General features: G+C 44.8%; 14 protein-coding genes. 2 read left to right on the forward strand and 12 right to left on the reverse strand.

From position 1 onward, the window contains the following. Positions 1-25: 25 nt before the first annotated feature. From MHI25_RS24205 to gpr, 3 genes are all read right to left on the reverse strand, one after another. Positions 26-511 (reverse strand): hypothetical protein, encoded by a 486-nt coding sequence (locus MHI25_RS24205; protein ID WP_076185487.1) that lies wholly within the window; start codon positions 509-511, stop codon positions 26-28. A gap of 37 nt (positions 512-548) precedes the next feature. Next, positions 549-1,886, reverse strand: coding sequence for a stage II sporulation protein P (locus MHI25_RS24210; protein ID WP_076129693.1), 1,338 nt, complete (start codon positions 1,884-1,886; stop codon positions 549-551). 156 nt (positions 1,887-2,042) lie between these two features. After that, the gene (gene gpr / locus MHI25_RS24215; protein ID WP_036677518.1) at positions 2,043-3,044 is read right to left on the reverse strand and encodes a GPR endopeptidase; all 1,002 of its coding nucleotides are present in this window, start codon (positions 3,042-3,044) and stop codon (positions 2,043-2,045) included. Positions 3,045-3,284: 240 nt separating this feature from the next. Between gpr and rpsT the strand changes: the two genes are divergently transcribed. Further along, positions 3,285-3,557, forward strand: coding sequence for a 30S ribosomal protein S20 (gene rpsT / locus MHI25_RS24220; protein ID WP_036677521.1), 273 nt, complete (start codon positions 3,285-3,287; stop codon positions 3,555-3,557). A gap of 149 nt (positions 3,558-3,706) precedes the next feature. On the opposite strand, the gene MHI25_RS24225 is transcribed toward rpsT, so the two are convergent. From MHI25_RS24225 to MHI25_RS24250, 6 genes are all read right to left on the reverse strand, one after another. After that, complete coding sequence (locus MHI25_RS24225; RefSeq protein ID WP_076193273.1) at positions 3,707-4,195, reverse strand: hypothetical protein; 489 nt, start codon at positions 4,193-4,195, stop codon at positions 3,707-3,709. 37 nt (positions 4,196-4,232) lie between these two features. Beyond that, complete coding sequence (holA, locus tag MHI25_RS24230) at positions 4,233-5,252, reverse strand: DNA polymerase III subunit delta (RefSeq protein ID WP_036677525.1); 1,020 nt, start codon at positions 5,250-5,252, stop codon at positions 4,233-4,235. A gap of 276 nt (positions 5,253-5,528) precedes the next feature. Next, positions 5,529-6,785, reverse strand: a complete 1,257-nt coding sequence (locus tag MHI25_RS24235; protein WP_340394501.1) for a zf-HC2 domain-containing protein — start codon at positions 6,783-6,785, stop codon at positions 5,529-5,531. After that, on the reverse strand, positions 6,782-7,330 hold the full coding sequence (locus MHI25_RS24240) for a sigma-70 family RNA polymerase sigma factor (RefSeq protein ID WP_036677530.1): 549 nt from the start codon (positions 7,328-7,330) through the stop codon (positions 6,782-6,784). Before MHI25_RS24240 ends, MHI25_RS24235 begins: the two co-directional genes overlap by 4 nt. 308 nt (positions 7,331-7,638) lie before the next feature. Then, entirely contained in the window at positions 7,639-7,875 is a 237-nt protein-coding gene (locus MHI25_RS24245; RefSeq protein WP_038572950.1) for a hypothetical protein, read from the reverse strand. Between the two features lie 238 nt (positions 7,876-8,113). Further along, positions 8,114-8,755, reverse strand: a complete 642-nt coding sequence (locus MHI25_RS24250; protein ID WP_339188183.1) for a bifunctional 2-keto-4-hydroxyglutarate aldolase/2-keto-3-deoxy-6-phosphogluconate aldolase — start codon at positions 8,753-8,755, stop codon at positions 8,114-8,116. Positions 8,756-9,101: 346 nt separating this feature from the next. Between MHI25_RS24250 and MHI25_RS24255 the strand changes: the two genes are divergently transcribed. Then, positions 9,102-10,052: a sugar kinase gene (locus MHI25_RS24255; RefSeq protein ID WP_076179379.1), complete on the forward strand. Its 951-nt coding sequence runs from the start codon at positions 9,102-9,104 to the stop codon at positions 10,050-10,052. Positions 10,053-10,523: 471 nt separating this feature from the next. On the opposite strand, the gene MHI25_RS24260 is transcribed toward MHI25_RS24255, so the two are convergent. The 3 genes from MHI25_RS24260 to MHI25_RS24270 all read right to left on the reverse strand — a co-directional run bounded on the left by MHI25_RS24260 (position 10,524) and on the right by MHI25_RS24270 (position 13,267). After that, entirely contained in the window at positions 10,524-11,540 is a 1,017-nt protein-coding gene (locus tag MHI25_RS24260; RefSeq protein WP_076179378.1) for a LacI family DNA-binding transcriptional regulator, read from the reverse strand. 72 nt (positions 11,541-11,612) lie between these two features. After that, on the reverse strand, positions 11,613-12,731 hold the full coding sequence (locus MHI25_RS24265) for a hypothetical protein (protein ID WP_340394502.1): 1,119 nt from the start codon (positions 12,729-12,731) through the stop codon (positions 11,613-11,615). Further along, the gene (locus MHI25_RS24270; protein ID WP_076129686.1) at positions 12,728-13,267 is read right to left on the reverse strand and encodes an RNA polymerase sigma factor; all 540 of its coding nucleotides are present in this window, start codon (positions 13,265-13,267) and stop codon (positions 12,728-12,730) included. The genes MHI25_RS24265 and MHI25_RS24270 overlap by 4 nt, the downstream gene beginning before the upstream one ends. Between the last annotated feature and the right edge of the window lie 5 nt (positions 13,268-13,272).

The following is a 13,272-nucleotide window of genomic DNA, read 5'->3' on the forward strand; positions in this document are numbered from 1 at the left end:
ATAACCGTTTCTTCTAAATTTGCTGTTAATTTTCTGCCGAAGCGAACAATGAAACTACCCAGCGGATTCCCTTCTGGGAAGCCTGCTGCAAGAGACCTGCCGTCTTATCTGCCAGAACATCGACTGTAGGCTTTTGCTCCTCAGGAATTAGAATTTGCTCCGGAGATTTCGTACTATAATCATCCACAACTTGTTGAGGAGGATCTGCGGCTGGCGTTGTATTGCTATTTTGAGGCAAAGGAGAGACGGCCGTATAAGCACCTGTGACAGGATCGATCACCATTGGCACATATACATAAGTCTGCCCACCCTGTGTCACACCATTCTTTTGCAATTGTGGCTGTGGCTGCATGCCTGTTACTTGACTGGTCGGTGTAGTCGGGCTGGCATTCCAGCCGGGCAGAATCTTAGAGACTGTTGACCCCCCACTTCCGCCGAACTGCATCCCTAAGAGGATGCCAATCCCTGCCCAAATCCCGACCATAACCAGTTTTTTTCCGAAACGCGACATGTACACACCACTCCTTTTTAATCCTTGGTAATTTATTTTAAGAAGCTCCGTTTGATTTCTTTGGTGTTGTAGTGGGATTCGCCACTTTTTCAGGTGCGTTCACCTTCTCAGCGTCATGACTGCTCCAGTAAACATCAGCGATAGCATCCGCCAAAATATCAGCCGTACGCTTTAATTCCTCAGCCGAATTATCAATTCCGCCCACTTCAATCAAAACACTATTAGGAGAGAGGGTCTGATTGTACTCCCCGTTATTTCCTTTACCCGCAGCTTTTCCCCATATCCCACGAGATATTCCCGGGTAATTCTTTTCAAGCTGTTGATGAATCTTATTGGCAAACTCTTCGTTCTTCTTCCAGTCTTTATTTGCATGTCCAATGATAAAATAGACCTGTGCATAGCTTTTCCCGTCAATAACAGCTGTTGTTTTGCTATGACGCTGCGAATCGCGGTGAATGTCGATAAAACTATCCATTTCCTCATTTGCGCTGAGTGCTGATTTAACCAAGATCCGGGAATATTTATAGGAAAAGTTCCAGTTATAGTCGGTGATTTTGGTTGGAAAATCTTCTTTGGCATGAACCGTACCAATCCCGAGCTGTTCCAGTCTTTTCGTAATATATGATCCTACCAGCATTACATTTTTAGTTGAAACTCCGGAGCTGGGATTTTCATTTGCTGCCCCTAACAGAGGATTGTAGGCCTCTCTAGGATGTGAATGATAGATTAGAATCCGTTTGATGGAGGTATCCTTAGTGCTGTCTGTGCCGCTTTGCGGATCACTCTTATCCGTCCCTTCCTCCGCTGATGGTTCAGGGGATGGTGCAACCGTCGCTTCAGGCTGCTGTGTTGTAGTATCTCCATGCTTGTCCCCTTCGTCCGGAACAGAAGTTTCTGCATCTTCACCACCCTCAGCCAGTTCATCAGTCCCAGGATGATAATCCACTGGTGCTCCTGTAGATCCACCTGAACCTTTCCGCAAAAGAAATGGATCATCCGCCGCCATCCCCGGCACTTCACGAGAGACTAGACTCTTAGGGTCACCTGGATTCACACTGGTTAGCAACTGAAATACGAAAGAAGTTACCTTTTCACCTGAAAAAGCGGAAGGCTCTTTACCCTGCGGTAAATGCGGCACCTCCATCCCCAGCAGCTCCATGAAAAAACCACTGGACAGGGAGGCGGCAAGCCCCTTCATTGAAGGAATGGGTGAAGAGCTAAGCTTCTGTCCGGCCAATCCACCGGCTCCAAGCAGCATAAAAAATACTAGTGAACCTCCGGCCAACAGCAGCATCGTTCTCCCCAGCGATAAAACATCCAGCATTTTTCCCCTTAAACGGCCGATGTTCCAAAGCTGAAACCATTTTTTATTCATTGTAGTTATGTCCTCCTCCAGCCCTCTGTAATCTCTTATACTCCAAATCTATGAGCGCAAGAGCAATACTAGAACCGAAAATGAGAGAATAGACATAAAGCCCGTACAGGATACCTTAATTCAGCATCCCGCCGGGCTAAACAAACCATAATTCAGTTAGTGGGTATACGCGCCAACATTCTCAGGATCAACCGCATCATGTAAAGCCGCATTCAGACCACTGGCCACAATATTCGCGATCCCTTCAATAAATTCATCGATTTCCTTGGGAGTGACAATCAAATCGTGCCCCAGAGGTTCAAGCACTTCCTTCACTAATGACAAGCGTTCCTGCTCAGAGATATCGTCCAGCATCCCCATGATTTCCTTCGTATGGTTTGCTCCTTGCCCGAAGTGATTTTTCATCATCTCCAGCACATTATTTACAATAGTTGAGGCATAGCAGACAGTGGGCACTCCGATTGCGATACAAGGAACACCCAGAATTTCTTGGGTTAATCCACGTCGCTTGTTGCCAATCCCCGAACCGGGATGGATCCCAATGTCGGCAATTTGAATCGTCGTATTGATACGCTCCAGTGACCGGGATGCCAACGCATCTATGGCAATAATAAGCTCAGGTTTCGTCCGATCCACGATTCCCTGCACGACTTCACTCGACTCAATCCCAGTCAGCCCAAGCACTCCAGGAGCAATAGCGCTCACCTTACGATAACCAGGGGAGATCTGATCCGGAACCAGCTCATAGAACTGCCGCGTAATGAGTGAGTTCTCCACCACCAACGGACCCAGTGAATCCGGTGTAACATTCCAGTTACCAAGACCAACAATCAACACAGATGCATCCTTGCCAATCCCAATTCTGATCAAAAAGTCCTCAAATTCGCGGGCAAAAACTTCTGCCACCTTTTGCTGCAAGCCTGTATCTCCGCCACGCAGAGCGGGTACCTCAAGGGTTACATAGTTACCAATTGCGCGTCCTATTGCCTGTGATCCGGCAGCATTAGCTACACCAAGACGGGTCACTTTAATCCCATCAGACTCTTCCACTTCTTCGTTCACACCAGGGATCGGCGTTCGTTGTGGGCCTTGAGCCATTTCCTTTGCCTCTAATGCCAAATCGGTGCGCACAGAATATAGCTGCAGATCCGGTTCCATTGTGTACCAGCCTCCTAAAAGTTTTGTAAGCATACACTTCCATGAGTTCATCCTCATTTGGCAAGCTTCTGCCTATGCTCTTTTGTCGATAGTGTGCGAGAGAAAGCCAATGTTTATGCAGGATACGGAGGTTTAATTTGAAAGCTTTAAGTATTGCTTTTTGCTACCGGTCATGCTAAACTATTTTAAGTTGTGAATCATTTGATAATGATTTCGAATGTCTTACAGGAGGTGAATGCAATGCCAAATATTAAATCCGCGGTTAAACGCGTAAACACGAACGAAAAACGCCGTGCACTGAATGCTTCCCAAAAATCCGCGCTTCGTACAGCTGTGAAAACTGCTGATGTAGCTCTGACTGGTACGGAAGTAGAAACTGCTCAAGCTGCTTTCCTAGCTGCTTCCAAAAAGCTGGACAAGGCCGTAAGTAAAGGTCTGGTTCATAAAAATGCGGCTGCCCGCAAAAAATCCCGCTTGGCGAAGAAATTGAACGCTCTTACGGCTCAAGCCTAAGACGACATTCATAATGAGCAATTGAAGAACCTGACCGCTATGCTTCATACGGTTAGGTTTTTTTGTGTCTATTAATTAATAATAAGTAGTGTTTAAGAGATGTTTATTAAATGAAAGAAGACCCCCTCAGAGAGGCGGTCTTCTTTCATTTATTTATTCTCTTTTTTCATTTCATAATAGTTACCATCCCATAAAAAAATCATCGTTTGATCGTCTTTAACAATAAAACTGCTGCCGGGATTCGTCCAATTATTTATAGACACCGTCTTAACCGATTCCGTCTCGATGCCAAGGTCGCTTAATTCATTTCTGTATTCGTTAAAAAAGTCATCCTTTGTAATGCTCTCTTCTTTATATTCAGGGTTCATAATTTCATCTTTATCAAAAGATGCCTTTTCTTGCGAATAAGTTACCCGCATGCCAATAAGCTTTTCATCCTCCGCTGCCGAGACAGGTGTAGAACCTACTAGACCTTGTACACTCCATTCCCCAAAATAAGAAGGTGCATCTGCAGAGGTATTCGTATTCGCAGGCGACTCAGAAGCTGAACCTGACGGTGAATTAGTATCCGTTTTGCCACAGGAACTAATTAATAGAACGAGTAACAGCAGTGCCGAATATTGAAATATTCTTTTCATAGTCAGATCATCTCCAATACTTTTTCCCCTTCTTAGCTCAGACACCTAAACGCAGCATGAACAGCTCCAGCCCTAGCACTTTGTCTATAGCCCCTGTTTTCATTTTATAATCCAGATCCGCCAATGCACTTAAGATTTGCCGCAATCGTTCACTGGAGAACTTATGGGCCTGCTCCCCAGCAAGCTTAACCGCATATGGATGCAATCCGATCTGTGACGCAATCTGTCCCTGCGAATAACTATGTGCTGATAAATCCTTAACCTGCAAAATAATGCGGAACTGCCGCGCAACCAACGCTGCGATCTTGATCGGTTCCTCACGCTGCTTCAGCAGCTCATATAAGGTATCAAGCGCCTTATCAAGACGCAGATTAGCGATATCCTCAACAAGCGTAAACACATTTTGTTCTGTACCACGGTGTACCAGACTCTCTACGGCCCCCGCATCCACTGTGCCGCCCTTACCAGCAAATAAACAAAGCTTGTCCATCTCTGCAGATAAACCTTGCAAGCCTGTGCCTGCATTCGTTATAAGAATTTCTGCCGTGCCAGGTGCCATTACACAACCCCGCTCACGAATTCCTTTTTCCACCCAGCGCAGCAGCTCTTCTGCTCCCAGCGGATTAAAGGCTAATACTGTGCCCACTGATTTGACAGTCTTCACAATTTTTTTACGCTCATCCAGCTTATCATTATTCACCATAAAGACGATTACACTGAAGTCTACAGGATGCTGCAAATAGTCACTTAAAAGATCTATACGATGCTCCAGTTTGGCATTTTCTTTGCCCGCTGTAAATAACGAGGCATCCCGCACCAGCAATAATTTACGTTCTACCATAAATGGCACAGTCTCAGCTTCTTCTACCACAGCCTGCACCGGCGTCTCAGAGAGATCAAAGGGAATAACTGCGAAATCACGATCCTCTTTAGCAATCAGCTGTTCTTCCAGCAGTGCCGTGAATTCATTCATTCGAAATTTCTCACTGCCATATAAAACATATAACGGTGAGATCTTCCCTTGTTTGATTTCTTTTATCGCCGTTTTGGCATCCATCCCGCCACTTCCTTTTCCATTCATCTAGCCCATTTTGTCCAGAGTTCTATTGTAGCAAAAAAAACTACAAAAATGCATGCAAAAACGGAGAAACTCTGGCAGCCATGGCCAAAGCCTCTCCGTTTAAGCGGCGCATCTATATAAACGACGGAGTGCGAAGCTCTAGAAACTCCACATCCGGCGGTCATACCGATGTTCTGCAAAACCTATACTTTCTAGTTCCTGTCCTGTTGATATAGTATATTCAGAAACTTCGAAAAAAGTTCCAACCCCACTTTAATTTGTTGAAGATGAGGTTGGAGTGTTCGTTGGTGTCGCCCCAGGGGATACAGCCGGACTTGAAGAAGCTGCTTCCTGTACAGTGTACACCTTGGTTACATTCACACCATCTTTTTCAGTCACGTACGTAAACTTCGAGCTGTCCGCAGACCATTCACCAGAAATCCAATTTCCTTCTAGCGGATAAGAGTTTACGGCTAACCGTTCTTCCGCTGAGCCCTCTGGCGACTTCTTATAAATCACAAGCTGCAGCCCAACAAATTCTATAGCATACTGACCATCAGGAGAAGTCCAGGTCTGCACATTAGGATCTTCAGAACTGCTTAAGCTCATAACTTCCCGTCCATAGTCATAAGGAATCTTTAAAGAATCCTCCATCAGCGGAGCAGAATCAGCTGCGCTGTCTGAATTCATATCAGCAGTTTGCTCCTTATTATTCACCTTTAGCTGATTGCTACTGGCATTACTAGAATCTGAATTATGAGATTTCGTGGCGATATCCTGCTTTGGCGAAACAATTTTCTCTGTAGGCTTAGGATCTGCGCTTTGAGGCGGTTCGGTGATCGAACGCCCTCCAGCTCCAGCTCCCGCATCAGCTGCATCCGCCGGTGCACTTGGCATCGAGGTAGGGTCCACTGGTCCCGTCGCTCTATCTAAAGCGGCGTTATCTTCGTTCATCTCCGGTGCATCCGTCTTATACTGCGCAGCGCCCTCGTTCTCTCCACCAGCTGCAGGTGAAGCTCCATCAGAGTTAGCAGTAATAGAAGCTTGTGATTCCATTGCTGTATCCTTAGTATCATCGCTGGCTGTTTTAGCACTATCCTGCATCCTTTGTTCTACTTCTGCCCCAGGCATTTTATCGGGCATATTAAATATTGCGATCCCTAATAGAACGGCAGCTGCAATAGCTCCAATGCCTGTCCGTGTTGCTATAGAGGTTCCCTTGGAAGGTTTACCGCGGGAGCTTTCACGTGAAAATGGGACAACAACCGGCTCCTCAGATCTCACAGCACTCTGTTCACGACTGCTTCGATCCAATTCTGCAAGCTGAGGTAAAATAGAGTCAACCAGACTAAACGGGGGTTTCACGTCTGGCAACTGCTCCAATTCATTGGAGAGAAGTGTCAGGCGCTCAAAGACTTCCGCGCAGGAAGGACAATTATCGATATGACGGAACATCTCAACAATCTCATCTTGACTCAAATCTTTGTCTAAATAGCGGTGCATCCATTCCATCACCTCCGCGCATTTCATCCCGATACACCACCTTTCTGGTACTCCTGAAGTCTATTCTGCAGTTGCTGTCTAGCCCGAAATAAGTATGATTTCACTGTATTCAAGGGCAAATCCAGACAATCTGCAATCTCGTTGTAAGAAAAATCCTGTAAATAGCGCAGGACGATGACTGTCCGATGATGCTCGGGCAATTGATCAATCGCTTCGCGTATATCCTCAGCTAAATAAGAGGATAGAACCTCACGTTCCACATTGTGTTTATCCTGAAACACCATTTCATGTTCATCAATAGAAACTGTAGGTTTAGTTCTTCTGAATTTATCAATGCAAATGTTAGTGACGATTCGCTGAACCCACGTTTTGAACTGGGCCTTCTCCTCATATGAGCCGATTTTTGTATAAACCCGGATCAAGGCTTCCTGAGATGCATCTAACGCATCTTGTTCATTATGCAAAATGTAGAAGGCCGTTTTATATACATGTCCTTCAATTTCTCGCAATAGGGTGATTAGAGCGTCGCGATCGCCCGCTTGAGCGGCTCTGATGAGTCCCTGCTCCACCACGAAGGTTCCCCCTCTCTATGCAATCTTACTGACGCGCAAGACTGCGAATTTGTTGCAACCGTGTAATTAATATTTTTAGAATACCAAACTTTTCTTAGAACGTCATGTTAAGCCAGCCGTTACAACGCGCTATCCCGCATTGCACAGCCAATAATTCCTACTAAGCATACAGGGGAAACAACAATCATTCAAATACTCTTTTTCACTATCTTAGTAACAAAAATGACATCAAAAGAAACGGCCTATCCCCTTGTCGGAAATGAAACCGTCTGTCTTAAATATTACCCTCCGGTATCGAGCAAGAAACTCTATTTATAGAGCGCAATTTTGCAGAGCATGAAGACCGCGTAGTTTTCCCTAGTCTCATCATCCACCACATAGGCTTCTCCATTCTCAAATAATTGAGGGTTATTGTAATTGCGCTCTAATCTGTAGATCTGCCCTTCCGTCACCTTACAACCATGGAATGCCGACTCAATTTCTACGTACTCAGCATCATCTTCATCCGCTGCTTGATACAGCTTTTTATCATTATAAGCAGGCATATACTCACTCCCGGCTGGATAATAAATCCTGACGTTCAGTCCATGTATCACTACTCTTCTATTATATAGTTTATTATCTTTATCCCGATTCTATACTTTCTAAAAAGCATAGAATAAAAGGAATATTGACAGCTCAAAGAAAATCAACATAAAAAGGCTGCATGGCCAACGTCTGTCAGCCACACAGCCTATAAATAAAAACGCAAATCAGGATTTCAATCTCCGTTCAAACTATACATTAAATCCCTTTTATCTCTTTAAACTTCGCCACATATTGGGCAGCAAGATCAGTAATCTGATCGTATCGGCCATTCTTCGCCGGTGCAGTCAAATTCCCCCCAATGCCCACAGCCATGCAGCCGTTTGCAATCCACTTCTCCATATTGTTCAAATCCACGCCACCGGTCGGCATAATATTTACATGTGGCATAGGACCTTTAACCGCTTTTACATAATCCGGCCCGAAAGCACTGCCAGGGAACAATTTAAGCACATCCACGCCGTACTTCAGCGCTTCCTTCATTTCATTTAATGTCATGCAACCAGGCATATAGGGAATGCCGTAAAGATTACACATCTTAGCTGTCTCCACTTCAAAAGAGGGACTAACCACAAACTCTGAACCTGCAAGAATGGCTATTCTAGCTGTTAAGGGGTCCAAGACAGTTCCGGCGCCAATCACCGCACGACCTCCGTACTCAGCAACCAATCTCTTAATCGCCACATCCGCGTCTGGTGTAGTAAAAGTTACCTCAATATTATTTAGACCGCCTTCTATACAAGCAACGGACATCTTAAAAGCTTCCTCAGCACTATCTGCTCGAATAACCGCTACAACCCCGACGGATGCCACATTCTGCAATACTTTCATTTTCTTCATCAGTAGACTCCCTTTCTCTTGGTACGATCATAGATAAACAGGAAATACTTTTTTAGATAAACTTTTTTATTAAATTTACTAATTATTGCGTTTTGTTCTATAAGGAAATAGTAATAACAATACGATTAACAGTCAATACATTTTTATTACATCAGGTGCAAATAAGTAATAAAATCTAAGAAAAACCTTTATAAAACAAGGGTTTATGGAAACATTATTTTCTTTTTACGAAAAAAGTTTTTTGGTTAACAATTATTCTTTTATTGTACAAAACCGATTTATGTGATAATTTCAAATTACAAATCATTATACTGGGATAAAATCATTACCCTAGGAGGAACTAAAAATGAGTAAACAGCTGGATGCCGTCACTTTCGGGGAGCCGATGGCGATGTTTTATGCGAATGAGGCCGGTCCTCTGCATGAAGTATTTTCGTTCTCCAAAGCATTAGCAGGTGCAGAAAGCAACGTGGCTACAGGCTTGTCGCGTTTGAATCATCCTACAGGTTATGTTACGAAGCTTGGCGAAGATAACTTTGGCACATTCATTGCACAGGCGATGAAGAACGAGAACATTAATACGGACAATATTACTTTTACTAAAGAGTATTCAACAGGTATGCTTATCAAATCGAAAGTGGTTACCGGCGATCCAAAGGTCGAATACTTCCGCAAAAACTCCGCGGCCTCCACGCTTAGTCTGGAGGATTTCGACGAGGCTTACTTCAACTCCGCAGGACATCTGCATGTTACAAGTATCTCCGCCGCTTTGTCCAAGAGCTGTCATGAATTTTCTATTCACGCTATGGAATTTATGAAGAGTAAAGGAAAGACGATCTCTCTGGATCCTAATCTGCGTCCCAGCTTATGGCCGGATACAGAAACAATGGTGAGTACCATCAATGATCTGGCTACACGCTGCGACTGGTTCCTGCCGGGACTCGGTGAAGGTAAAATCCTTACCGGACTGAGCACACCCGAAGAGATTGCAGACTATTACCTGGAGCGTGGCGTAAGCTTAGTCGTCATCAAGCTTGGCCCTGAAGGCGCTTACTATAAATCCTCTGCTGGGGAAGGTTACGTGGACGGATTCAAGGTGGAGCAGGTTGTTGATACGGTGGGTGCAGGTGATGGATTTGCGGTTGGCGTAATCAGTGCGATGCTGGAAAAGCTTCCGATTGCTGAGGCCGTCAAACGCGGCAATGCGATCGGTGCGTTAGCCGTCATGTCGCCAGGCGATATGGACGGACTTCCCACCCGTGAGGAACTTGCGAAGTTTATGCAACAAGAAGTCTAATAATTGCAAAAAGACACAGAGCAGCGATTCTCCGTTATTGGAGGAGCGCTGCTCTGCTTTTTGGGTTGCTGATTGGCTGCTATTGCTATGCTATGGCTATTGCTATGCTATGGCTATTGCTATGCTTCAGCAGTGTAATCACGTACCTCAGGGCTTTCGGACCCAGAAGACGCTATTTGCAATTTTTTCACCTTTGCGGCGTAGTTTCGGACTCCAGTGACACTATTCCTTATGAAAAAGGGCATTTAGCATGTTTTCCATGCCGATAGCTGCGATGGGGTCCGATAGTACTCCAAATATGGGATTATACCGCATATAAGGTCAGCTGAGTCCGATAGTGACTTCCTACGCGAGAATATTACCCAATCAAACCCAAGTTTAGTGTTTAGATAAAGTTAGGTCCAATAAAAGGGGGAGTGCCCAGCAAGCTAAGAAATAGCTGCTGGGCACTCCCCTTTTTATAGTTCAAACTTATTTGTAAGACTTCACCGACTGCCCTTGCTGCAAGGTCGGCGGGAAACGGTATGTAATTGGAACAGAAGCTCCCTTATCCTCGATACAAGAGAGTATAATCTTGGCAGCCTGCATCCCCATCTCGTAAGCAGGCTGACGGATTGTCGTAATGACCGGATTATAAATTTGCGCGAATTCCGCATCATCTATCCCGATGACCGACAACTGTTCTGGAATAGAGATGGCATTTCGATTCGCATATTTCAGAATTTCCGCTAGTGTGATGTCGTTCGTAGCCAGCAGTGCAGTTGGTGGCTCCGGCAGTGCTAATAAGTGTTCCAGCCCCGAAGCTAATTCCTCTTTGGATACACTGCAAATATACTCCTCACGCAGCGTTATGCCCGCTTCTTCCATCGCTTTTTTGTAGCCACTAATCCGCTCTTTGCGAGGAGTAATCGCATGCTCCCCAATTGGGAGGGACACCAGAGCAATCCGCTCATGGCCTTGCTGAATTAGCTGCCCTACGCCTATCTTTGCCGCCATTTCATTATCCAGCAATAGACTCTGCGTGGTGATTCCATCTACTAGACGATCCATAAAGACTAGCGGGAAATCAGCCTCTACCAGCTTGCTATAGGCAGACGGGTTATTCCCTGTAGGAAAAATAATCAGCCCATCCACCTGACGAGCGATTAAGGTTTCTACATATTTGCTTTCTTTCTCCGCATTCTCATCTGCGTTGCATATGATCACTTGGATTCCGTGATGCTGCAGCTCATTCTCAATCGCCCGGATACATTGGATTGACAGCGTGTAGTCAATATTAGCTACGATGATCCCGACCATATGCGTCCGGTTCTGCTTCAGACTGCGTGCCAGACCATTTGGCTGATAATTAAGCTCCTCAATTACGGCCTCAATCCGGTTTTTCGTCGCTTCGCTCATATATTTAAAACGTTTGTTCAAAAATTGGGAGACCGTACTTTTCGAAACTCCCGCTTTTTGAGCCACATCATCAATCGTTAACTTCTTCATCGCTTCGGCTCCACTCTTCTCAAAAGAAAATACTTTATCAAAAAGTATAGCTTTTATTTAGTGATTTATCTACTAGGGAGTCTGACTGTAAAATTCCTGATACAGCTCATTTTGTCGCTCTTCTGATAAAAATGCCCAATCTTCATCTAACCACCCTGGTCCACCTTTCGTAAGAATATCAGCTTTATAAAGTTCTCCATTCATCTCATATTCCATGGTTAACGATTGTCCATTAATGTCTCTAAATCCAATGGTCGATGCAGGTGTTTGAATGCTTAAGGTCTCCATATCATAAAGCACTGTTTTGTCTTGGTATGTCTTATCTACCGGGTATTCTAGGTAACTAAATACGATCTGGTCATGCTCCTTATCCACTGCGATTATTGACTTATATTCTAATAGCTCCCAATCAAAGGACGTAAGCTCTTTCGGTACCACTGATTCTCCTGTCGCTGCTTTTTTAACATTTAGAATAAAAAATCTACCATTCTCCATAATGCCTGAACCTATAGTCTTCGTATAGGTAAATAGCAGAGCGTAATCGCCCGCTCCAAAAAATCCACTCAAATATTGATAAGTACTTGCCCCTCCTGCAAAAAGAGGTAAAGTATAAATCCTAGTAGCTGAAGAAGCCGATAATTCCGTCTGGTCCTTCGAGCTCAGGTAAAGAGTGAACGGTTCTGTAGGATGTGTGTACTTTGGCTTCTTGTAGTCCACCATCGGGGGTGGCGGCGACCAAAGGATTCCCGCTGTTGTCTCAACGGCATACGCTTTACTCTTATCTCTGTTAATTGGCAAAGGCATGTAGTATTTCTTACCGCTAATCTCAAATTCTACTGGACTTGTCGGAGGCTCTATCGCTTTATCATTAGTTGCAGGACTAGAAGAAGGCAGTATGCCTGCGCCTTGTGACTGAACGGATGACGAATGGATTGGCCCTGTGTTTTTCCATATGCCCATAGGGAAGGTAAGCGCACCTATCAACAAAATCGTAGCCAGACTGGTCAACACCACATTTTTATTTATCCAATAACGTTTGTAAGCTGAACTTTTATTCGCAGCAGCCTGTTCGATCCGCATCATTAACTCAGGCGTAAAACCATCTTCAATGAAAGGATTTTTGCCTGCTTGCGCATACCAATCCGTCTGCCCGATCATCACTGGATTACTATCATCGGCGTTGCGTTTCATTCCCTCTCCTCCTTCTGGATAGCCTCTTTAACCTTCTCTCTCGCCCGCGCGAGCCGAGATTTCACGGTTCCTTGTGCTACATTCAGCAAATCTGACATTTCGGCAATGGATAATCCATGTTGAATATCTAGCACAAGCACCTCTCTGTTCTTCTCTGGAAGGGTCATAATAATTTCCCAGATCCGGTTCGCATACTGATTGCCAAGGGCTTCTTTTTCCGCAGAAGGTGCATTAACAGCAGTAGGTTGATCACCCAAAGCTATGAATCTGCGCCAAAAGCTATTTTTGCTCCAACTGAAGGCCGTATTTCTGGTAATCGTAAGCAGCCAGGTTTTCATCGAAGATTGCCCCCGGTATTTCCCAACATTCTTGTACGCCTTCAAAAACACTTCTTGGCTGATATCATTTGCCTGCTCTCGACTTCTAGTTAAGAAAAAAGCATAATTCCACACATCCGAGCCATACGCCTCCATCATTTCCCGCAAACTCATTGCGGGCGCATACGCTGCTGTATATGGTATATCTTCGCTTAGCATGTTTC

The organism is Paenibacillus sp. FSL E2-0177 (assembly GCF_037992975.1).
GTDB classification, from domain to species: Bacteria; Bacillota; Bacilli; order Paenibacillales; family Paenibacillaceae; genus Paenibacillus_AQ; species Paenibacillus_AQ odorifer.

Bases quoted from the DNA above. Each gene is read 5' to 3' on its own strand.
- MHI25_RS24260 (WP_076179378.1), bottom strand. From the start codon at position 11,540: ATGAAGAAGTTAACGATTGATGATGTGGCTCAAAAAGCGGGAGTTTCG.
- MHI25_RS24205 (WP_076185487.1), bottom strand. From the start codon at position 511: ATGTCGCGTTTCGGAAAAAAACTGGTTATGGTCGGGATTTGGGCAGGG.
- rpsT (WP_036677521.1), top strand. From the start codon at position 3,285: ATGCCAAATATTAAATCCGCGGTTAAACGCGTAAACACGAACGAAAAA.
- MHI25_RS24250 (WP_339188183.1), bottom strand. From the start codon at position 8,755: ATGAAGAAAATGAAAGTATTGCAGAATGTGGCATCCGTCGGGGTTGTA.
- MHI25_RS24210 (WP_076129693.1), bottom strand. From the start codon at position 1,886: ATGAATAAAAAATGGTTTCAGCTTTGGAACATCGGCCGTTTAAGGGGA.
- holA (WP_036677525.1), bottom strand. From the start codon at position 5,252: ATGGATGCCAAAACGGCGATAAAAGAAATCAAACAAGGGAAGATCTCA.
- MHI25_RS24265 (WP_340394502.1), bottom strand. From the start codon at position 12,731: ATGAAACGCAACGCCGATGATAGTAATCCAGTGATGATCGGGCAGACG.
- MHI25_RS24255 (WP_076179379.1), top strand. From the start codon at position 9,102: ATGAGTAAACAGCTGGATGCCGTCACTTTCGGGGAGCCGATGGCGATG.
- MHI25_RS24245 (WP_038572950.1), bottom strand. From the start codon at position 7,875: ATGCCTGCTTATAATGATAAAAAGCTGTATCAAGCAGCGGATGAAGAT.
- MHI25_RS24235 (WP_340394501.1), bottom strand. From the start codon at position 6,785: ATGAAATGCGCGGAGGTGATGGAATGGATGCACCGCTATTTAGACAAA.
- MHI25_RS24225 (WP_076193273.1), bottom strand. From the start codon at position 4,195: ATGAAAAGAATATTTCAATATTCGGCACTGCTGTTACTCGTTCTATTA.
- MHI25_RS24270 (WP_076129686.1), bottom strand. From the start codon at position 13,267: ATGCTAAGCGAAGATATACCATATACAGCAGCGTATGCGCCCGCAATG.
- gpr (WP_036677518.1), bottom strand. From the start codon at position 3,044: ATGGAACCGGATCTGCAGCTATATTCTGTGCGCACCGATTTGGCATTA.